This is a genomic window from Pseudonocardia sp. GCM10023141, from assembly GCF_042653605.1.
On the sequence record NZ_JBHSIR010000014.1, the window covers coordinates 50,757 to 69,646 of the forward strand.

Consider the following 18,890-nt stretch of genomic DNA (forward strand, 5'->3'; position numbering starts at 1 on the left):
GTTGAGTTGGGTCGACCTCGTCGTCGTGGCGCTCGCGCTGATCGCCGGGGTGTCCGGCTGGCGGCACGGCATGGCCGTGGCGCTGCTGTCGTTCGTCGGCGTGCTCGGCGGCGCGATCCTCGGGGTGCGCCTGGCCCCGCTGCTGGCGGCAGGCGTCGAGAACCCGAGCACGCGCATCATCGTCAGCATCGTCGTGGTCGTGCTGCTGGTGGCGCTGGGCGAGACCACCGGCGTGTTCTTCGGCAGGCGCATCCGCGATCGGATCACCGGTGAGCGCACGCTGACCGTGGACTCCACCCTCGGCTCGCTGCTGCAGGCCGTCACCGTCGTGCTGGCGGCCTGGCTGGTGGCACTGCCACTGGCTTCGGCGAGCTTCCCCGGGCTGGCGTCCGGCATCCGCGGCTCGCAGGTGCTGCGGGCGGTCGACGGTGTGATGCCCGCCGGCGCCAAGCAGCTGCCCAACGAGCTGCGCCAGCTGCTCGACAGCTCCGGCTTCCCCGATGTGCTCAGCCCGTTCGCCAACACGCCGATCACCGAGGTCGGCCCGCCCGACGCCACGCTCGCCCAGGCGCCGATCGTCGCGGACGTCGCAACCAGCGTCCTGAAGATCCGCGGCCGCGCTCCGTCGTGCGCGAAGCAGCTCGAGGGCAGCGGGTTCGTGATCGGGCCGCAGCTCGTGCTCACCAACGCCCACGTCGTGGCCGGCACCAACGACACCGGTGTCGAGGTCAAGAACCGGCGCGGCAAGACCGTCGAGCTGGCCGCCGAGGTGGTGCTCTACAACCCGAGCGTCGACGTCGCCGTGCTGCGGGTGCCCGATCTCGACGTCAACCCGCTGGTCTTCGAGCCCAAGCCCGCCTCCCCCGGCGACGACGCGATCGTGCTCGGCTACCCGCTCGACGGGCCGTTCACGATCACGCCGGCGCGGGTCCGGCAGAACATCAAGCTCAAGGGCCCCGACATCTACGACTCCGGCGAGGTCACGCGCGACGTCTACACGCTGCGGGCCAAGGTGCAGTCGGGCAACTCGGGCGGGCCGGTGATCTCCCCGAGCGGCCGCGTGATCGGCGTGGTCTTCGGCGCGGCGGTCGACGACCCCGAGACGGGCTTCGTGCTCACCGTCGACCAGGTGGCCGCAGCCGTGCAGGCGGCCCCCAAGCTCACCCGCGAGGTCGGTACCGGCAGCTGCGCGGCCTAGGCCGGCGTCGTCGGCAGCCCACCGGTGCGGTGGGTGCCGACGACCTGCGGTGGGTGCCGTCAGATGTCGCGGGTGATGGTCTGCTCGCGCCCGGGGCCCACGCCGATCGCGCTGACCGGCGCGCCCGTCAGCTCCTCGATGCGGTGCACGTAGGCCTGCGCGTTGGCCGGCAGCTCGTCGAACGTGCGGAACGCGGAGAGGTCCTCGAACCAGCCCGGCATCTCCTCGTAGACGGGCACGGCGTGGTGCACGTCGGTCTGCGTCATCGGCATGTCCTCGACGCGCCTGCCGTCGATCTCGTAGCCGACGCAGATCGGCACCGTGTCCAGCCCGGAGAGCACGTCGAGCTTGGTGAGGAAGAAGTCGGTGATGCCGTTGACGCGCACGGCGTAGCGACCGATCACGGCGTCGAACCAGCCGCAGCGGCGCGGGCGGCCGGTGGTGACGCCCACCTCGCCGCCGGTCTTGCGCAGGTGCTCGCCCATCTCGTCGAGCAGCTCCGTCGGGAACGGGCCCGAGCCGACGCGGGTGGTGTAGGCCTTGAGGATGCCGATCACGCGGGTGATCTTGTTGGGGCCGATGCCGGAACCGACGGCCGCGCCGCCCGCCGTCGGGTTCGAGCTGGTGACGAACGGGTACGTGCCGTGGTCGACGTCCAGGAGCGTGCCCTGCGAACCCTCGAGCAGGATCGTCTCGCCAGCCTCGAGCGCCTTGTTGAGCAGCAGGCGCGTGTCGGCGATGCGGTGGGCGAACCGGCGCCCGTGGGCGAGCACGGTGTCCACGACCTCGTCGACGTCCATCGCCCGGCGGTTGTAGACCTTGACCAGCACCTGGTTCTTGTAGGCCAGTGCCGCATCGACCTTCTGGTGCAGGATCTTCTCGTCGAGCACGTCGGCCACCCGGACGCCGACGCGGGCGACCTTGTCCTGGTAGGCGGGGCCGATGCCGCGACCGGTGGTGCCGATCTTGGCCTTGCCCAGGAACCGCTCGGTGACCTTGTCGATCTCCACGTGGTACGGCATGATCAAGTGCGCATCCGCGCTGATCATCAGGCCGCTGGTGTCGACACCGCGGTCCTCCAACCCGGACAGCTCGTGCAGCAGCACGCCGGGATCCACCACCACGCCGTTGCCGATGACGTTCTTGGCGCCGGGGGTGAGGATCCCGGACGGGATGAGGTGCAGGGCGAAGTTCTCGCCGCTGGGGAGCACCACCGTGTGGCCGGCATTGTTGCCGCCCTGGTAGCGCACCACCCACTGCACCTGGCCGCCGAGGATGTCGGTGGCCTTGCCCTTGCCCTCGTCGCCCCATTGGGCGCCGATCAGCACGATCGCCGGCATGTGAAACTCCAGTCTGGACACGCGGTACGGACGCGCATCGTCGCGGCGGGGAGGGTAACCGATCTGGTGAGCACGATCGACTCGAAGCTGGTGCTGCTGACCTGCGGGCAGGACGAGCAGGCACGGCGGCTCCGCGACAACGGTAGTCGGCGCGACGCCCGGCTCGCCGCGCTGCCCTCCGTCAGCTTGCCCACAACCCCGGGAAAGACCGACGTCGATCCCGTTCTCGCCGACCACGAGCCGCGCCGGCTGGTGGTGCTCGGCACCGATGCCGACCTCGCGGCCGTCCTGCTGCGGCTGCTGCGCTCGGACCGTCTCGACGTGGAGCTGGCCCACCTCCCGACCACCCGGTCCGACGTGGCCGCGCTGTGGGGCATGCCCCGGGGCGCGGCGGCCGTGACGCTGGCGCTGGAGGGCACCGCGCGCCCGACCCCGCTGGTGCGCGACGATGCGGGCGGCGTGCTGGCCGGGCGAGGGGAGATCCGCGGGCTGCAGGGCGAGTGCTACTGCGACGACGCGCTGGTGCTGCGGGGCGCGGCGCCCCACCTCGTCGTCGCGGCGGTGGCGTCCGGGATCGCCGTGCGCGCCGGTCGTACCGGGCGGCTGCCCGACGGCACCGTCGCCCCGGTGCCACCGCACGCCCCGCACGGGCGGGGCGCGGCCGTCGGGCGCGCGGTGCAGGTGGGCGGCGAGCTGAAGGCCGTGCTCGCCGACGGTGTCGCGCACCCCCGCGGCCTGCAGCGGCGCACCTGGTACCGGCACACGTCGGACTGGCTGCTGGCCCGCCCGTGACCGTCGATCGGCTGCGGCGGTTGCGCGCGGCGGCCCAGCTGCTGCACCGCTGGGAGCCGCGAGCACCCGTCGAGGTCGTGCACCGGCTGCTCGCGGTACAGGCCCAGGACCTGCGCGCCGCGATGCTGGCCGTACGGGCCCGCAGCCGCGGAGCCACGGCGGCCGACGTCGCCCGGGCGCTCACCGACGACCGCTCGCTGGTCGTCACGTGGCTGTGCCGCGGCACCCTGCACCTCGTCGGGCGGGCGGAGTACCCGTGGCTGCTCGGGCTGACCGCGCCCGCCCAGCTGACGACGAGCAGGCGGCGGCTCACCGAGGAGGGATTCCCTCCGGACGCGGCCGACGCGGCCGTCACCGCGATCGAGGGGGTGCTCGCCGAGCAGGGACCGCTGACCCGGCCCGCGATCGTCGCCGCGCTGGCCGGGCGGGGCATCGTCGCCGCCGGGCAGGCCGCCCCGCACCTGCTGCGCCTGGCTTCGCTGCGGGGGATCGTCGTGCAGGGTCCGATCGTCGACGGCGGGCACGCGTTCGTGCTCGTTCGCGACTGGCTCGGCGCCCCGCCTGCGGCACTGGCGGATCGCACCGCCACCCTCGCCGAGCTCGCGCTGCGCTACCTGCGCGGCCACGGTCCGGCGTCCGATGCCGACCTCGCGATGTGGTCCGGGCTGCCGCTGCGGGACGTCCGGGCCGGGCTGGCAGCCGCGCGCGACCGGATCGTGGACGCCGGGTCCGGGCTCGTCGACGTCGCGGGCCGCGACGAGGATGCCGGCGCCGGGCCGCCCCGACTGCTCCCCGCCTTCGACCCCTACCTGCTCGGCTGGCGCGACCGCGGGGTCGTCGTACCCGAGCAACGGCGACGCGACGTGCACCCGGGCGGCGGGATGCTGCGTGCCGTCGCCATCGTCGACGGCATCGCGATCGGCACCTGGAGCCGGCCGCGCGGCGAGATCGTGATCGCACCGTTCGACGCCGTCGAGCCGGGCGTCGAGGCGGCGCTCGCCGTTGACGCGGCCGACGTGCTGCGATTCGAGAGGCTGGGGTTTAGTAGGGGGCTGCCGGTCAGGTGAGCGACGTGGTGTGGCGCCCGTGCAGCACGCCGACGCGTTGCGCCAGCCTGCGTCGCAACGCCGCGGTGGGCCGCCCGCCTGCCTCCGCCCGTGCGAGCCTGCGGGCCAGCCGCGGGGTGGCCGGGTAGCGCAGCCACTCCGGGCTGAGCCGGACGGCGTAGCGGACGGCCTGGCCGAGCAGCCGGAAGAGCCGCTCGTCGCGCGGTGTCCAGTCGATCCCGAGGATCGCGCGGACCTCCGGCGGGAACGTGCCGTGCACCGTGAACCGGCTCGCCGCGCCGACCAGCGGGATGACCGCGCGCCACAGCGGGTGCAGCACCGCGGGGAGCTCCGGGGGCGGCCCGACGCGCGTCAGCTGGTCGAGGACCTCGTGGACGAACGGGTGGTCGACCAGCCGGGTGGAGACCATCTCGTCGTAGTAGACCCAGAAGTCCTCGACGGTGGGTGGGATGTGCTGCTCGCGCACGCCCAGTATCCGGGCCAGGTTCTGCACCTCGGCGTAGAGGCGGACCCGGTCGGCGGCGTCGAGCGGGTCGCCGAACACCTCGCACTGCATCAGGAACGCGGGATAGGCCGACAGCGGCACCCAGGACCACACCTCCGGCATCAGCGCGGAGTGGTCGCGCCCGTCGGGCCCGCGGCCCTTGACGGGCTTGTGCAGCTCAATGAGGCGCCTTCCCTCGGCGACCGCCTCCGCGCCGCCATAGATCCAGAGGTGGATCGAGTCGACGGAGCGCTCGCGGCGCCCGTACGGGTCGGTGAGCACCACCGGCATCCGCGACAGGGCGTCGCCGATGATCGGATGCATGGCCTGCATCAGCGTCGGCATGAGGAAGACGAGCATGCCGCGGTGCTCGCCCGCCAGGTCCCACAGCAACGAGCCGGGTGCGAACGGAACGGGTTCGACCTGTGGCATCGACGACCTCCCCCCATCTGTCAACGTATGTACGCAGATTAAGGATCTGCACACAAGTGTGTCAAGATGGAGCGGTGAGCACCCGCGTCTACGGCGGCCGCGACACCGCCGCGCGCCGGGCCGAGCGCCGGACACGGCTGCTGGACGCCGGCCTGCACCTGCTGGGCACCGGTGGCCTGCAGGCCACCACGGTGCGCAAGGTCTGCGAGCAGTCACAGCTCGCCGCCCGCTACTTCTACGAGAGCTTCCCCGACGTCGATGCGCTGGCAGTGGCGGTCTTCGACGACATCATCGAGGAGCTCGTGCTGGCCGGCGTCCGGGCGCTGGCGGCGGCCGGCCCCGATCCCGTCGCGCGGCTGCGGGCCGGACTGGGCTGCGCGATCGACCTCGTCGCCGACGACCCGCACAAGGGCCGCGTCGTGATGGGGCTGGCGCTCGCGAGCCCGGCGCTGGCGCAGCGACGGCTGCAGGCGGGCGAGCACATCGCCCGGCTCGTGGCGGAGCACACGCGCAACGACTACGCGGGCGCAGCGCCCACCGAGCGGCAGCTGACCCTCGTCTCCCGCTTCCTCGTAGGCGGCTTCACCGAGACCCTCACCGCGTGGCTGCGCGACCCCGCCGCCGTCCCCCGCGAGCAGGTGCTCGACGACTGCACCACGCTGTTCCGCGCTGCGCTGGCGGCCGTCGACCGCCTGGCGCCGTAGGCCCGCCCGTCCCAACTCGCGGGCCGATCCATCGCAACTCGCGGGCCCATCCATCGCAACTCGCAGGCACATCCATCGCAACTCGCGCACAGGTGCCTCACGCGCACCGGCGAGTTGCGACAGAACGCCCCGCGAGTTGCGACAGAACGCCCCGCGAGTTGCGGTGGATCGGCCCGCGAGTTGCGACAGGACGGCCTGCGTGCGGGCACCTCGTCGGGGTCCGCCGGTAGCGTTGATCCCGATGCAGCGGCGCGCGGACGAGACGGCGAGCAGCCGGTCGGGACGCTCCTTCGGGAGCGCACCCCGACCGGTCTCGCAGCTCCGGGGCAACCCCGGGGTGCACCACCTCTTCGCGGCACGGCGTCCCGCGCGCGAGGGGCACGAGGGCAGTGCCTGCGGCGCGCGGCCGACGGGAACACCGGTCGTCGGGCGCCGCTGCATCACCCACCGGACGGGCGGCTGAGATGGCCCCCGATCCGCACACCGTCGTCGCTGCCGCGATCGACGGCCCCTGGCGCCTCGACCCGCTCACCGAGCGGCTCGTCCCGCTGCGCGGGTGGCGCGGCCCCGACGAGGTGGGCGACGTCGTCGCGCTGCTGCTGAGCCGCTGGCGGGCTCGGCCGCGCGGCGCGCCGGCCCGCGTGCTGGCCGAGGTCACGGCGCTGCTCGCGGCGCGCCCAGGGGTCCGCCACCACCTCGACGACCGGCCCGAGCCGCAGTGGCGATGGCCGGTCGAGCCCTGGACCGATCTCGCCGGGCTCGCTTCGGGCCTCGACCTCGACGTGGGCGAGTTGGAGTGGTTCGCCGACCGCGGCGGCTGGCTGCACCGCAGCCCCGACGGGCCCCTGCACCACTACCGGCGGCGCTGGACGGCCTCCCGCTCGGGCGTGCCGCGGCTGCTGGAGACCCCCGCTCCGCGGCTCCAGGAGCTGCAACGGCGGGTCGGGCGGCACGTGCTGGCCGCGATCCCGTTGCACGACGCCGCCCACGGCTACGTGCGCGGACGGTCGCCCGTCACGCTGGCCGGGCTGCACGCCGGCCGCCCGATGGTGCTGTGCGTCGACCTCGAGGGCTTCTTCAGCCACGTCTCCGGGGAGCGGATCGCCGGGATGCTGCGCGCTGCCGGCTACCCGGCGCCGGTCGCGGCGGCGCTGGCCGGGTTGCTGGTCACGGCCACCCCGGCCGCCGTGCTGCGCGCCGCCCCGAGTGCCACCGCCGACCTCGCGTGGGAGCCGCGGCGCCGGCTGCTCGACCGCCTCGCGGGCCCGCACCTCCCGCAGGGCGCGCCGACGTCACCCGCCGTGGCCAACCTGCTGGCGTACCGGCTCGACCGCCGCCTCGCCGGGCTCGCCACCGCCGTCGGGGCCGAGTACGGGCGCTATGCCGACGACCTGGTCCTCTCCGGACCGGCCAGCCTGCCCGCCGCCGGGCTCGCGAAGCGCGTCACGCAGATCGCCGCCGAGGAGGGTTTCCGCGTGCGCCCCGACAAGACGCGCACGCTGCCGGACCATCACCGCCAGCGGATCACCGGGCTCGTGGTGAACGCCGGACCGGCGGCCGCCCGCTCGGACTACGACGCGCTGCGCGCCCTGCTGCACAACTGTGCCCGCACCGGCCCCGATGCGCAGAACCGCGCCGACCATCCGGCGTTCCGCGAGCACCTGCTGGGCCGGATCTCCTGGGTCGGCACCGGACGGCCCGCTCGTGCCGCCCGCCTGCGAGCGCTCTTCGACGCGATCAGCTGGTGACCAGGCGGCAATTCAGCCGGGCAACTCAGGCGGCGGGACGCTGGTGGTACTGGTCCACGTACACCTGCTCCGAGAGCATCGAGATGGCGTCCATGATCTCGTCGGTGACGGCCCGCCGGATCATGCTGGAGCTCTCCAGCCCGTCGTAGCGGGAGAAGTCGAGCGGTTCGCCGTAGCGCACCGTGACGCGGTGCAGCCGGGGGAACCTCGCCCCCACCGGCTGCACCCGCTCCGTGCCGATCAGCGCCACCGGCACCACGGGCGCTCCCGTGCCGAGCGCCAGCGTGGCCACACCGGTGTGGCCGCGGTGCAGCCGCCCGTCGAGCGACCGGGTGCCTTCCGGGTAGATCGCGAACGCCCCGCCGGCATCCAGGACGGTGCGCGCGGCGTGCAGTGCCGCGAGCCCCGCCTTGGCGTTGGTGCGATCCACCGGCACGTAGCCCAGCGCCGTGAGGAACGACGCCAGCGCGCGCCCCTTCAGGCTCCCACCCACGAAGTACTCGGCCTTGCCGAGGAACGACACCGGACGCCCCGCGGTGAGCGCCACCACCGCCGTGTCGACGGCGGCACGATGGTTCGACGCGATGATCACCGGCCCGGTGTGCGGGATCCGATCGGCACCTTCGACCTGCGGCCGGTAGAGGAGGCGGGCAAGGGGCGCGAGCAACCAGCGGACGAGCAGATGCACGTGAGCTGAACGATGGCGTTCTTGATCAGGTTCCGCGTTTCGCGAAATCCCGTTGCACACCACCCGGACGGCCGCCAGGCTGGGCGCAACATGGTGATCTGAGCGCAACCCGCACCGCGCCCGCGGCACTCGCCCGGCGGTTGCATCAACCGATCCTTCGGTGGTGTGCGTCCATGCCTTCTGCCCTCACCGCCCACGACGTCGTCAAGGTCTACGGCGACCGCACCGTCCTCGACGGCGTCTCGCTCACCGCCGCTCCGGGCAGGCGCATCGGCCTGATCGGCGAGAACGGAGCCGGCAAGTCGACGCTGCTGCGGCAGGCTCGGGCTGGCGGCGCTGCTCGTGCGCAGGCCGGGCGCGCTGCTGCTGGACGAGCCCACCAACCACCTCGACGACGACGCCGCCGCGTTCCTGGAGGAGCAGCTGCGCAGGCTGCCCGGGGTCGTCGTGGTGGCCAGCCACGACCGCGCGTTCCTCGACGCCGTGTGCACCGACGTCGTCGACCTCGATCCCGCACTCGGCGGGCCCACCCGCCACGGCGGTGGCTGGACCGACTACCTGGCCGCCCGGCGCTCCCAGCGGGCCCGCTGGGAGCAGCGCTACGCGACCGAGCAGGACGAGCTGGCGGCGCTGCGCCACGCCGTGGCCGTCACGGCCCGGCAGGTGGCGCCGCACGATCGCGCGCCCCGCGACAACGCGAAGCTGGTCTACAACTACAAGGGCGCCCGCGTGCAGGCGCAGGTGTCGCGGCGGGTGCGCAACGCCGCGCTGCGGCTCGAGGGCCTCGACCGGGAGCAGGTGCAGCGGCCGCCGGAGCCGTTGCGGTTCGCCGCGACGGTCGGGGCGCCCGCCACCGGCCCGGCCGCGGCGCTGCGCGACATCCGGGTGCCGGGCCGGCTCACGCTCGACGGCCTCGATGTCGGCGCGGCGGACCGGCTGCTGGTCACCGGCGCGAACGGGGCCGGCAAGTCGACGCTGCTCGCGGTGCTGGCCGGGCGGCTGTGTCCGACGAGCGGCACGGTGCACCGCCGCAACGGCCTGCGGGTGGGGTTGCTGGCGCAGGACATCGAGATCGCGCGGCCGGGTCGCACGGCCCGTGCCGTCTACGCCGAGCAGCTGGGCCCCGAGCGGGCCGACACGATCCCGCTCGCCGGGCTCGGCCTCATCGCGCCGCGCGATGTCGACCGGCCCGTCCGGGAGCTCTCGGTCGGGCAGCGCCGCCGGTTGGAGCTGGCGCTGCTCGTGGCGTCCGCGCCCCAGCTGCTGCTGCTCGACGAGCCCACCAACCACCTCTCACCGGCGCTGATGGAGGAGCTGGAGGCCGCGCTCGGCTCGAGCCCGGGGGCCGTGGTTGTCGCGAGTCATGATCGCTGGCTGCGCCGCCGGTGGTCCGGCCGGGAGCTGGCGCTCGCGGTTTCCACCGCTTGACCCGAAGTACTGGAACAGGACGTTCCGCTCTGCTACATTTACGGAACAGATCGTTCCGTTCTACGGGAGGAACCATGAGCGACCAGACCGTCCGTCCCTACCGCGTCGAGATCCCCCAGCCCGTGCTCGACGACCTCGCCGACCGGCTGCGGCGCGCGCTGTGGCCCTCGGAGCTGCCGGGTGTCGGCGACTCCTACGGCGTCCCGGCCGGCCGGATCCGCGACCTCGCGGCGTACTGGCTCGACGGCTTCGACTGGCGCGCGGTTGAGGCGCGGCTCAACGCCCACCCGCAGTTCGTCACGGAGATCGACGGCGAGGACATCCACTTCCTGCACGTACGGTCCTCGCGGCCCGACGCCACACCGCTCGTCCTCACCCACGGCTGGCCCGGCAGCGTCGTGGAGTACCTCGACGTGATCGCGCCCCTCACGGAGCCGGCTTCGGCGACGGACCCGGCGTTCCACGTTGTCATCCCGTCGCTGCCGGGCTTCGGCTTCTCCGGCCCGACGCGCAGCACCGGCTGGAACCGCTACCGCACCGCCCGCGCGTGGGCCGAGCTCATGGCCCGACTGGGCTACGACCGCTACGGCGCGGTCGGCAACGACGCAGGCTCGATGATCTCCCCGGAGCTCGGCCGGATCGACGGTGAGCACGTGGTGGGCGTGCACGTCACCCAGCTGTTCTCGTTCCCGTCGGGTGACCCGGCCGAGTTCGAGCACCTCACGGCGGACGACCATGCCGCGCTCGCGCACCTGCAGTGGTTCATGGACAACAAGTTCGCGTTCAACGTGCTGCAGAGCCAGCAGCCGCAGACGCTCGCCTTCGCGCTGGCCGACTCACCCGTCGGCCTGCTCGCCTGGAACGCGCAGCTGCTGGGCGAGACCCTCGACCCCGACTTCGTGCTGGCCAACGTCGCGATCTACTGGCTCACCGGCACCTCGGGGTCGTCGATCCGCTTCTACTACGAGGACGCCCACGCGGGCGAGCCGCCCGCGGGCCCGACCACCACGCCCACCGGGCTGGCGATGTTCGCGGGCGACTTCCGCTCGATCCGGACGTTCGCCGCCCGCGACCACGCGGGCATCGTCAGCTGGAACTCCTATGACCCCGGCCTGGCGACGGGTGGCGCGGCCGACGCGGCCGGCCACTTCGCCGCGCACGAGGCGACGGACCTGCTGGTGGGCGACATCCGGCAGTTCTTCGCCCAGCTGGGCGAGAGGAGCTAGAGGCCCAACGCGGCGGGTGCCGCCGGGTCGGAGTCGGCGAGGAACGTGGCGGTGCGCTCGGCCTCGTCGGTCTCCCCGATGGCCACCGCGGCCCTGTGCAGCGCGCCGAGCGCGCGCAGGAAGCCCTGGTTGGGCCCGTGGGCCCACGGCACCGGGCCGAAGCCCTTCCACCCGTTGCGGCGCAGCTGGTCGAGGCTGCGGTGGTAGCCGGTGCGGGCGTAGGCGTAGCCGGTGATCGTCTGACCGTCGGCGAGCGCGCGCTCGGCGAGCACGGCCCACGCGATGCTGGACGTGGGGTGGGCCGCGGCGACCTCCTCCGGTGCGACACCGCTGTCGAGCAGCGCGGCTGCGGGGTCGACGGGCAGGAGGGTGGGTTCGGGGCCGAGCAGGTTTCCGTGCAGCGTCATGGCTCCATCTTGCCTTTGGCACGGTCGGGTGGTTCCGGCGCCGTCGAACGGGGAACACTGTGGACGTGGATCTCGATCAGTACGCCCGTATCGGCAGGGGCCGGGGTTTCTTCGCAGCGCTCGACCAGAGCGGCGGGAGCACGCCGAAGGCGCTGGCCTCCTACGGCGTCGACGAGGACGCCTACAGCGGCGACGCGGAGATGTTCGACCAGGTGCACGCCATGCGCACGCGGATCATGACGAGCCCGGCCTTCACCGGCGCGCGGGTGCTGGGGGCGATCCTCTTCGAGGACACGATGGACCGCCGGATCGGGGGCCTGGACTCGGGCGAGTACCTGTGGTCGGTCAAGGGGATCGTGCCGTTCCTCAAGGTCGACAAGGGCCTCGCGCCGGTCGCCGACGGCGTGCAGCTCATGAAACCCATCCCGGCGCTCGACGAGCTGCCGTCCTACCCGATGGGCAGCGGCGACGACCTGACGCCACCGCTTCGAACCCTCGGCCTGCGATTCGGCACTTGGACCGAGACCTCGGGCAGCGCCACCAGCAGCGCTCACGGAATTATCGGAAGGCTGACGAGATCTGCTCGCAGCTCATCGAGCAGCACCCGCAGACGACCGAGGAGGACCTCGAAGCCCCACCGCGCCAACCAGTTGGCCACCGCGCCAACGTCAGGACGTCGGCGCGGTGGCGAAACCCTTGGCGCCGTCGAGCTGGGCGGCCACCGCGCCAACCCCGTAGCCACCGCGCCAACGTCCCGACATCGGCGCCGAGGCCAATTCGTTGGCGCCGTCACCGCCGATCCTCCCGATCACACCCGCTGGCGGCGGATGCTCAGCCGCGAGTTCGCCCTCCGGCGCATCCGCGCGCTCGAGCCGCGCATCACCGCGATCGTCGAGCGAACCGGACACGCTCGGCATGCTGGTGCGCCAGCACCCCGACGAGATCACCCCGATCGCGCTGGCCAACATCGCTGATCTGCTGCTCCTCGCGGGCCACGAGACCACCGCCAGCCTGCTCGGTGTCGCCACCGTGACCCTGCTGCAGAACCCGCGCAGCGCGACGCGGTGCGCAACGACCTCGACGCCGCCGGGCCGGCCGTCGAGGAGCTGCTCCGGTTCTGCTCGGTGCTGCAGATGAGCATCCCCCGCACCGCCACCCGCGACCAGGTACTGGCCGGGCACCACATCGCCGAGGACGACACCGTCATGGTCTCGCTGGCTGCGGCCAACCGGGACCCCCGCCTGCTCGCCGACGGCGACACGCTCGACATCGCCCGCACGCCCGTCCCCCACGTGGCCTTCGGTCACGGTATCCACCACTGCCTCGGTGCGGGCCTCGCCAGGGCCGAGACCGCGATCGCGCTCCCCGCCCTCCTACGACGGTTCCCCGCACTTCGCCTCGCCGCACCCGCAGGCGACATCCACTTCCGGCCTCCCGGGGTGTTCTACGGTGTGCAGACGCTGCCCGTCACCTGGTGAGTGCTAGCGCACGTCGGGGCCCGGTGAGCTCGCCCGGCGCGGGAGCTTCCAGTGCGGGCGGATCACGTGGCAGGTGTAGCCGTAGGGGTGTTTCTCGAGGTAGTCCTGATGCTCGGGTTCGGCCTCCCAGAAGGCATCGGCCGGTGCGATGTCGCTGGCCACGCGGCCCGGCCAGAGCTTGGAGGCGTCGATTTCCCTGATCGTGTCCACGGCGATGGCTCGCTGCTCGTCGGTCGTGTAGAAGATCGCCGAGCGGTAGCTGGGGCCGATGTCGTCGCCTTGCCGGTATCGGGTCGTCGGGTCGTGGATCTGGAAGAAGAACTCGAGCAGCTCGCGGTAGCTGATCTGCTCGGGGTCGAACCGGACCTCGACGGCCTCGGCGTGGTTGCCGTGGTCGGTGTAGGTCGCGTCGGGCGTGGTGCCACCGCTGTAACCGGCCCGGGTCGAGACCACCCCGGGCCGCTTGCGGAGGAGGTCCTGCATCCCCCAGAAGCAACCGCCGGCCAGTATCGCGGTTTCGAGGGGTTCGGTCATTGCGTCTCCTGTTCCTGGGCAGTGCCGTCACGCCGTGGTCGGTGGTGCGCTCATCGCCGCCGCGAGGAACGTGATCGCCCAGTGCCGGGCCGCGCTCGCCGTCGGGGGACAGCCTGCCGGGGGCGGCTGGTTGTGGGCCTCGACGCGGTCCACGGCGGCCACGGCGAGGATCCCCCGGATCCGGAACCACAGCTCGTCGGGGGAGAGGCCGGGTAGGGCGCGCTGGAAGGCTGCCTGGTAGCGATCGCGGACCGCCTCCTCTGCCGGGCCCGTCCAGCTGCGCATCTCCTCGGCCGGGTCACCGAAGATCGCCACGATCAGCCGGGACGTGCGGGCGCCGGACTCGTCGCCGGCCCGCGCGTCGTCGAACAGCGGGCCGGTGAACGCCTCCACGAGGCCGGCGACCGGCGGGTCCGCCGTCTCGGCGAGCAGCCGATCGAGCCCGGCGCCCTGCGCTGCGGTGATGGGATCGACCACGCGGCGGATGACCGCGGTCAGCAGTTCGGCCTTCGAGCCGAAGTGGTAGCCGACGGCGGCCAGGTTCGCCCCGGCGCGGTCGGTGATCGCCCGTACCGAGGTTCCGCGGAAACCGCGCTCGGCGAAGAGGTGCTCGGCCGCGTCGAGGATCTGCGTGCGAGTGTCGATCGGCGCCACGTGTGCCTACTATACAGACGTATGAATAAAACGAATGTATGAATGACCCGGTGAAGAGGGGCGTGGCCGTGAAGCTGCTCGTGTACGGCGCCGGGGTTCTCGGCAGCCTGTTCTCCGCCCGCCTCCACGAGGCCGGGCACGACGTCTCGCTCCTCGCCAGGGGCGATCGTCTGGCGGCACTGCGCCGACACGGCGTGCAACTCGCCGAGGGCGACAGCGCCACCGTCCGGCGGCTCCCGGTGCCGGTTGTCGAGCACCCGGACGGCGGGTACGACCTGACCGCCGTCGTCGTCCGCGCCCACCAGGTCGACGCGGTGCTGGAGTCGCTCGCCGGTCTCGACGGCGACGTGCTGTTCCTGCACAACTGGGCGGCGGACGCGCAGCCGCTGGGCGAGGTGATCGGCCTCGAGCGGGTGCTGCTCGGCTTCCTCACGTCCGGCGGCACGATGGACGGCGATGTGGTGCGCTATCGCGCGAGCAGCCTCCTGACCCGGCTGGTGCCGATGCCGATCGGCGAACCCGATGGCCGCACCACGCCCCGCCTGGAACGGATCGTGCGGGAACTGCGCACCGTCGGGATCAACGCGAAGGCCGAGCCGCAGATGGATGCCTGGCTCAAGACGCACGCCGCGTTCGAGGTGCCGCTCGGGCAGGCGGTGCACGCGGCGGGCGGCCCGGTCGCGCTGGCCGGCGATCCGGAGGCGATCCGCACCATGATCCGTCTCATGCGGCAGCACCTGGCCGCCCTGCCGAACCGTCCGGTACCCCGCGGGTTCGATGCGCTCCGCGTGCTGCCGCATGGGCTGCTCGTGGCCGTGCTGCGGCGCTTCCTGCGGAGCTCGACGGTCGCGCACAGCGGGCTCAACAACACCTCGCATGCGGAGACGGCGGAACTCGCGCGGCTGGCCGAACAGCTGGGTGTCCTGGCGGGGTCCGAGCCGGAACCGCCTGTCGGCCTACGGCCGGGGCCGTAGGCGACCCTGCGATCCGGGCGGCCCAACGATGGAGCCCGCATCCGTCATGCGGTCGAACGTGCCGGGCTCGTAGGAACCGCCCTTGGTGTGCGTGATCGTGAGGAGCCGGTTGGCGGCGTTGATCATGGCGATCTCGGTGAACACGGTGGACTCGCGCCAGGCGGCGACCAGGTTGATCCGGACCGCGGGTTCGCCTGCGGCCGCCAGCTCCTTGGCGTGGGCGTCGACGCAGTAACCGCAGCCGTTGATCGTCGCCCACCGCAACCTGCTGTTCACCGTGGCCTACGAGATGCTCGGCTGGGCCGCCGACGCCGAGGACGTGCTGCAGGAGACCTGGCTGCGGTGGGTGGACGTGGATCTCGCCACGGTGCAGAACCGGCGTGCCTACCTCGTCCGGATCACCGCCCGGCAGGCGCTCAGCCGGCTGCGCACGCTCGGTCGACGCAAGGAGTCCTACGTCGGTCCCTGGCTGCCCCGAACCGCTGCTCACCGCGCCCGACGTGGCCGAGGACGTCGAGCTGGCCGACAGCGTCTCGATCGCGATGTTGCTGGTGCTGGAGACGTTGACGCCGACCGAGCGGCGGTGTTCGTGCTGCGCGAGGTGTCCGACCTGGAGTACGACGAGATCGCGGCGGCCGTCGACAAGACACCGGCCGCCGTCCAGCAGATCGCTCATCGGGCGCGGGGACACGTCGCCGCGCGCCGGCCGCGCGGAGCTGCTTCCGTGGCCGAGACCCGGGTCGCGCTCGCAGCGTTCCAGCGGGCGGTGGAGACAGGCGATCTGCAGGGTCTCGTCGACATCCTCGCACCGGATGTCGTCTTCCTGGGTGACGGTGGCGGGATGGCGCAGGCCGCGCTCTCGCCGGTGGTGGGGGCCGACGAGGTGGCCGGCGTGCTGGCCGGGAGCCGGTTGGCCACGGCCGCCGCCACGGTGCCGCTGCAGCCGGCGCAGGTGAACGGCTACCCGGGACTGATCCTCCGGCTCGACGGCAGGATCGACACGGTGGTGGCGGTGCGCGTCGAGGATGGTCTCATCACCGGCCTCTACGCCGTGCGCAATGCCGAGAAGCTGTCAATCGACGCGATCATCGGCACGCCCCGCACGAGGTTCGTCGGCGGGGCGGCCGGGTTCGCGCGCGTCGAATCGGAGACGCGCCTGTCCCTTCCGATGCGGGCGGGGGCACCGAGGCCCGTGCTCGGCACGGGGGTGTCGATGGTGTTCCTGCTCCCCGGCCTCGGGGAGGCGTTCCGGCTGAACGGCATGGCCGTCGACGACCGCGGCGGACGCATCGCCGTCGACATGACCGAGGCGTACCTGCACTGCGCGCGGTGCGTGCTCCGGTCGAAGCTGTGGACGGCCGTTCCCGGAACCGCTCCTGCACCCGCTGCGCAGCCGGCGGACGGACCGCTCTCCGCCCCGGGTGTCGCCGCATTCTTCGCTGCCTCGCCGTTCGCCGTGATCTCCTCTCGCGACGATGGGGATCGGGCCGACACCAGCCCGCGCGGCGACGGGGCGGGCCTGCTGCAGGTGCTCGACGGGGTCACCGTCGCGCTCCCCGACCGCCGTGGCAACAACCGAACCGACCCCCTGCGCAACCTCATGACCTGGTGCGCAGCGCTGCCGTGGACATCCTGTGGAGCCGGGAACTGCTGCCGGATCTGAACGCGATCGCGGCCGCACCCACGAGGCTCACCCGCCGCGCCATGGACGCGGCCTACCGCTCGGCGCTGCGCGACGAAGGGTACTGAGCGGTCTCAGGCCGTCAGGTCGGCGATGATGTCTTCCATCGTGATGTCCCATCCGTTCGGGTCGAGCGCGGCGGTGATCACCACGACGTCCCCGTCGGGGCGGAGCACCGACCCTGGGAACTCGGCGGCGAACAGGCGACGGGCCGCGATGTTCTCCCGCAGCACCCGCGCCGTCAGCCGGGTGACCCCGACCGCACGACCACGGGCCGCGAGCGCGCTCACCAGCTCCCGACCGACCCCGCGGCGGTGCCACTGGTCGATCACCGCCACCGCGATCTCGGCCTCGTGCGGCGCGCGGGAGTCGCGGATCATGCGGGCGACACCGATCGGGCGACCGGATTCCGACACCGCGACGACGGCGATGTGCCGGCAGTCGTCGACATCGAGCAGTACCCGGCGCATGCCCGCGCTCAGCGTCCGGATCGGCGTGTGGAATCGGAAGAACCGGCTTCGCCGCGACATCCCGGCCATGACCTCATCGAGCAGATCGGCCTCTTTCCGACCCAGCGCGCGAACGACCACGTCCATGACATTCCCTCCTCTCCGTGTCCGTCATTCGGCGTGTCGGCCCGCGGCCGACACGCGCCCGAAGACGCTGATGCGCAGCGCGGCGAACCACGCCTGCAGGCCGATACTGCGGTGGGCGCGATTCGACCGCGGTCGGCGATCGTGCGTGCGCGCAGCCTTTCCGAAGCGCCATCGATCGCCGTCTCGGAGCAGATCTCGGCGGTGCTCGAAGGCCATTGCCGCAATCGCGTCAGACTGGTACATCGGGAAACCTTCCACAGGGAGAACCGCGCATTCGGGCAACATCCCAGGGTGGGACGTCGTCGCTTCCGAATGGCCGGGCCGCCCGCACCTCGGGGGCGACTTCCAGCCTGACCGCAAAAGTCATCAGACGACATGGCCGCTGCGAGAGGGGTTCGCCGCGGAAGCACGGCATCGGTGTCACCGGATGGCAACCCTCGTTCGGACGCGCCGCCGATGAGTTCGGGTGGGCCGGGCCGTCTACCCCTCATGGGCACACTGAGCTACTCGATGAGCATCTCCCTCGACGGCTACATCGAGGATCCGACCGGCAGCATCGCGTTCTCCGCGCCGGACGAGGAGGTGCACCGCTTCGCCAACGAGCAGACCCGCGAGACGGCGGCGTTCCTGTTCGGGCGTGGCCTCTACGACGTCATGGAGGAGTTCTGGACGGCGCCGGAGCGTGCCGACGGCGACGAGGTGGAAGCGGAGTTCGCCCAGCTCTACGCGGCGACGCCGCGGATCGTGTTCTCCGACTCGCTGCCGTCGGTCGCGCCCGGATGTCGGCTGGTGCGCCGTGCCGAAGCGATCGACGAGGTGGTCCGGCTCAAGAGGGAGATCGATGGTGACCTGTCGCTCGGCGGTGCCGGTCTGGCCGCGTCATTGGTGGACCTGATCGACGAGTTCCGCCCCAGTGTGGTGCCGGCCTTCACCGGTGGCGGCAAGCCGTACTTCCCGCTCGGCGCCGACCTGCGGCTGCGACTGGTCGAGCAGCGCGCCTTCCGCGGCGGCACCGTGTACCTGCGCTACGAGCGGATCGGCTGAACGGCGTACGGATGGACGACGCCGGCGAATTGCTCAGTGGCCGCCGGCGAGGTGGCCCGCGAGGCGGGTGTGGCGCAGCCGGCTGTGCGCGTTCATGCCGTTGATGTGCACCGTGGCACCGCGGTCGACGGACCTGGTGGTGATGGCGTCGAGCGTGGCCACGGTGGAGGCGTCCCAGATGTGGGCATCGGTCAGGTCGATCACGACCGGGTCGGGGTCGTGGGCGTGGTAGTGCACCTCGGTCCGCAGGACCTCCGGGGCCACCCAGGCGGGGTGGACGAGTGCGGGCAGCCGGGACCGGAGGCAGGAGGGCGGGATCATCTCGGGAGCTGCAGGCGGCGCACACGGGTCAGCAGCAGGCAGCGCCCGGGATCATCACCGTGGGAGTGGTCATGGCGGTGGCAGGCGTCGCCAC

21 protein-coding genes and 2 pseudogenes are annotated in these 18,890 nt (G+C 72.6%); 13 read left to right on the forward strand and 10 right to left on the reverse strand.

What is annotated here, in order from left to right:
• The first annotated feature begins 1 nt into the window (after position 1).
• A complete protein-coding gene (locus ACFPFQ_RS07690) occupies positions 2-1,198 on the forward strand; it encodes a MarP family serine protease (protein WP_379616242.1) in 1,197 nt (398 codons plus the stop codon).
• A 59-nt stretch (positions 1,199-1,257) separates the two neighbouring features.
• Here ACFPFQ_RS07690 and ACFPFQ_RS07695 read toward each other — a convergent pair whose 3' ends face one another.
• A complete protein-coding gene (locus ACFPFQ_RS07695; RefSeq protein WP_379616244.1) occupies positions 1,258-2,538 on the reverse strand; it encodes an adenylosuccinate synthase in 1,281 nt (426 codons plus the stop codon).
• Positions 2,539-2,604: 66 nt separating this feature from the next.
• Here ACFPFQ_RS07695 and ACFPFQ_RS07700 point away from each other — a divergent pair, with 66 nt between their 5' ends.
• Together ACFPFQ_RS07700 and ACFPFQ_RS07705 are read left to right on the forward strand one after the other, a co-directional pair.
• A complete protein-coding gene (locus tag ACFPFQ_RS07700) occupies positions 2,605-3,330 on the forward strand; it encodes a hypothetical protein (RefSeq protein WP_379616246.1) in 726 nt (241 codons plus the stop codon).
• On the forward strand, positions 3,327-4,397 hold the full coding sequence (locus ACFPFQ_RS07705) for a winged helix DNA-binding domain-containing protein (RefSeq protein ID WP_379616248.1): 1,071 nt from the start codon (positions 3,327-3,329) through the stop codon (positions 4,395-4,397). Before ACFPFQ_RS07700 ends, ACFPFQ_RS07705 begins: the two co-directional genes overlap by 4 nt.
• Here ACFPFQ_RS07705 and ACFPFQ_RS07710 read toward each other — a convergent pair.
• Positions 4,390-5,313, reverse strand: coding sequence for an oxygenase MpaB family protein (locus ACFPFQ_RS07710; protein WP_379616250.1), 924 nt, complete (start codon positions 5,311-5,313; stop codon positions 4,390-4,392). The genes ACFPFQ_RS07705 and ACFPFQ_RS07710 overlap by 8 nt on opposite strands.
• A gap of 74 nt (positions 5,314-5,387) precedes the next feature.
• Here ACFPFQ_RS07710 and ACFPFQ_RS07715 point away from each other — a divergent pair, with 74 nt between their 5' ends.
• The 3 genes from ACFPFQ_RS07715 (at position 5,388) to ACFPFQ_RS07725 (ending at position 7,765) form a co-directional block, all read left to right on the forward strand.
• Positions 5,388-6,017 carry a TetR/AcrR family transcriptional regulator gene (locus ACFPFQ_RS07715; protein WP_379616252.1) on the forward strand — a complete coding sequence of 210 codons (630 nt, stop codon included), beginning with the start codon at positions 5,388-5,390 and terminating at the stop codon, positions 6,015-6,017.
• Between the two features lie 241 nt (positions 6,018-6,258).
• Complete coding sequence (locus ACFPFQ_RS07720) at positions 6,259-6,480, forward strand: hypothetical protein (protein ID WP_379616254.1); 222 nt, start codon at positions 6,259-6,261, stop codon at positions 6,478-6,480.
• 1 nt (position 6,481) lies between these two features.
• Complete coding sequence (locus tag ACFPFQ_RS07725; RefSeq protein ID WP_379616256.1) at positions 6,482-7,765, forward strand: reverse transcriptase family protein; 1,284 nt, start codon at positions 6,482-6,484, stop codon at positions 7,763-7,765.
• Between the two features lie 25 nt (positions 7,766-7,790).
• Here the strand turns inward: ACFPFQ_RS07725 and ACFPFQ_RS07730 are convergent, their stop codons facing one another.
• Positions 7,791-8,453: a lysophospholipid acyltransferase family protein gene (locus tag ACFPFQ_RS07730; protein WP_379616258.1), complete on the reverse strand. Its 663-nt coding sequence runs from the start codon at positions 8,451-8,453 to the stop codon at positions 7,791-7,793.
• Positions 8,454-8,626: 173 nt separating this feature from the next.
• On the opposite strand from ACFPFQ_RS07730, the pseudogene ACFPFQ_RS07735 reads away from it, so the two are divergent.
• Both ACFPFQ_RS07735 and ACFPFQ_RS07740 read left to right on the forward strand, forming a co-directional pair.
• Positions 8,627-9,881 (forward strand): annotated as a pseudogene (locus tag ACFPFQ_RS07735) (ATP-binding cassette domain-containing protein).
• Positions 9,882-9,955: 74 nt separating this feature from the next.
• Positions 9,956-11,107 (forward strand): epoxide hydrolase family protein, encoded by a 1,152-nt coding sequence (locus tag ACFPFQ_RS07740; protein WP_379616260.1) that lies wholly within the window; start codon positions 9,956-9,958, stop codon positions 11,105-11,107.
• On the opposite strand, the gene ACFPFQ_RS07745 is transcribed toward ACFPFQ_RS07740, so the two are convergent.
• Positions 11,104-11,514, reverse strand: coding sequence for a DUF3151 domain-containing protein (locus ACFPFQ_RS07745; protein ID WP_379616262.1), 411 nt, complete (start codon positions 11,512-11,514; stop codon positions 11,104-11,106). The two genes, ACFPFQ_RS07740 and ACFPFQ_RS07745, sit on opposite strands and share 4 nt — an antisense overlap.
• A 65-nt stretch (positions 11,515-11,579) precedes the next feature.
• Here ACFPFQ_RS07745 and ACFPFQ_RS07750 point away from each other — a divergent pair, with 65 nt between their 5' ends.
• The gene (locus ACFPFQ_RS07750; protein WP_379616264.1) at positions 11,580-12,488 is read left to right on the forward strand and encodes a hypothetical protein; all 909 of its coding nucleotides are present in this window, start codon (positions 11,580-11,582) and stop codon (positions 12,486-12,488) included.
• Positions 12,489-12,578: 90 nt separating this feature from the next.
• On the forward strand, positions 12,579-12,992 hold the full coding sequence (locus tag ACFPFQ_RS07755) for a cytochrome P450 (protein WP_379616266.1): 414 nt from the start codon (positions 12,579-12,581) through the stop codon (positions 12,990-12,992).
• Positions 12,993-12,995: 3 nt separating this feature from the next.
• On the opposite strand, the gene msrA is transcribed toward ACFPFQ_RS07755, so the two are convergent.
• Positions 12,996-13,526, reverse strand: a complete 531-nt coding sequence (gene msrA / locus ACFPFQ_RS07760) for a peptide-methionine (S)-S-oxide reductase MsrA (protein WP_379616268.1) — start codon at positions 13,524-13,526, stop codon at positions 12,996-12,998.
• Between the two features lie 27 nt (positions 13,527-13,553).
• The gene (locus tag ACFPFQ_RS07765) at positions 13,554-14,180 is read right to left on the reverse strand and encodes a TetR/AcrR family transcriptional regulator (protein ID WP_379616270.1); all 627 of its coding nucleotides are present in this window, start codon (positions 14,178-14,180) and stop codon (positions 13,554-13,556) included.
• Between the two features lie 50 nt (positions 14,181-14,230).
• On the opposite strand from ACFPFQ_RS07765, the gene ACFPFQ_RS07770 reads away from it, so the two are divergent.
• Complete coding sequence (locus ACFPFQ_RS07770) at positions 14,231-15,154, forward strand: ketopantoate reductase family protein (RefSeq protein ID WP_379616272.1); 924 nt, start codon at positions 14,231-14,233, stop codon at positions 15,152-15,154.
• Here the strand turns inward: ACFPFQ_RS07770 and ACFPFQ_RS07775 are convergent.
• Entirely contained in the window at positions 15,137-15,430 is a 294-nt protein-coding gene (locus tag ACFPFQ_RS07775; RefSeq protein ID WP_379616274.1) for a carboxymuconolactone decarboxylase family protein, read from the reverse strand. The two genes, ACFPFQ_RS07770 and ACFPFQ_RS07775, sit on opposite strands and share 18 nt — an antisense overlap.
• Positions 15,431-15,443: 13 nt before the next feature.
• Here ACFPFQ_RS07775 and ACFPFQ_RS07780 point away from each other — a divergent pair.
• Positions 15,444-16,229 (forward strand): annotated as a pseudogene (locus ACFPFQ_RS07780) (sigma-70 family RNA polymerase sigma factor); the annotation flags it as partial.
• 680 nt (positions 16,230-16,909) lie between these two features.
• On the opposite strand, the gene ACFPFQ_RS07785 reads toward ACFPFQ_RS07780, so the two are convergent.
• Both ACFPFQ_RS07785 and ACFPFQ_RS07790 read right to left on the reverse strand, forming a co-directional pair.
• Positions 16,910-17,431: a GNAT family N-acetyltransferase gene (locus ACFPFQ_RS07785; protein WP_379616276.1), complete on the reverse strand. Its 522-nt coding sequence runs from the start codon at positions 17,429-17,431 to the stop codon at positions 16,910-16,912.
• 24 nt (positions 17,432-17,455) lie between these two features.
• A complete protein-coding gene (locus ACFPFQ_RS07790; protein ID WP_379616278.1) occupies positions 17,456-17,674 on the reverse strand; it encodes a hypothetical protein in 219 nt (72 codons plus the stop codon).
• A gap of 267 nt (positions 17,675-17,941) precedes the next feature.
• Here ACFPFQ_RS07790 and ACFPFQ_RS07795 point away from each other — a divergent pair, with 267 nt between their 5' ends.
• On the forward strand, positions 17,942-18,475 hold the full coding sequence (locus ACFPFQ_RS07795; RefSeq protein WP_379616280.1) for a dihydrofolate reductase family protein: 534 nt from the start codon (positions 17,942-17,944) through the stop codon (positions 18,473-18,475).
• A gap of 33 nt (positions 18,476-18,508) precedes the next feature.
• On the opposite strand, the gene ACFPFQ_RS07800 is transcribed toward ACFPFQ_RS07795, so the two are convergent.
• Positions 18,509-18,796, reverse strand: coding sequence for a hypothetical protein (locus ACFPFQ_RS07800; RefSeq protein ID WP_379616282.1), 288 nt, complete (start codon positions 18,794-18,796; stop codon positions 18,509-18,511).
• Positions 18,797-18,890 lie beyond the last annotated feature (94 nt).

Coding starts and splice junctions, on each gene's coding strand:
- ACFPFQ_RS07695 (WP_379616244.1), bottom strand. CDS start 2,538: ATGCCGGCGATCGTGCTGATCGGCGCCCAATGGGGCGACGAGGGCAAG.
- ACFPFQ_RS07710 (WP_379616250.1), bottom strand. CDS start 5,313: ATGCCACAGGTCGAACCCGTTCCGTTCGCACCCGGCTCGTTGCTGTGG.
- ACFPFQ_RS07720 (WP_379616254.1), top strand. CDS start 6,259: ATGCAGCGGCGCGCGGACGAGACGGCGAGCAGCCGGTCGGGACGCTCC.
- ACFPFQ_RS07725 (WP_379616256.1), top strand. CDS start 6,482: ATGGCCCCCGATCCGCACACCGTCGTCGCTGCCGCGATCGACGGCCCC.
- ACFPFQ_RS07740 (WP_379616260.1), top strand. CDS start 9,956: ATGAGCGACCAGACCGTCCGTCCCTACCGCGTCGAGATCCCCCAGCCC.
- ACFPFQ_RS07745 (WP_379616262.1), bottom strand. CDS start 11,514: ATGACGCTGCACGGAAACCTGCTCGGCCCCGAACCCACCCTCCTGCCC.
- msrA (WP_379616268.1), bottom strand. CDS start 13,526: ATGACCGAACCCCTCGAAACCGCGATACTGGCCGGCGGTTGCTTCTGG.
- ACFPFQ_RS07785 (WP_379616276.1), bottom strand. CDS start 17,431: ATGGACGTGGTCGTTCGCGCGCTGGGTCGGAAAGAGGCCGATCTGCTC.
- ACFPFQ_RS07790 (WP_379616278.1), bottom strand. CDS start 17,674: ATGTACCAGTCTGACGCGATTGCGGCAATGGCCTTCGAGCACCGCCGA.
- ACFPFQ_RS07795 (WP_379616280.1), top strand. CDS start 17,942: ATGAGCATCTCCCTCGACGGCTACATCGAGGATCCGACCGGCAGCATC.
- ACFPFQ_RS07800 (WP_379616282.1), bottom strand. CDS start 18,796: ATGATCCCGCCCTCCTGCCTCCGGTCCCGGCTGCCCGCACTCGTCCAC.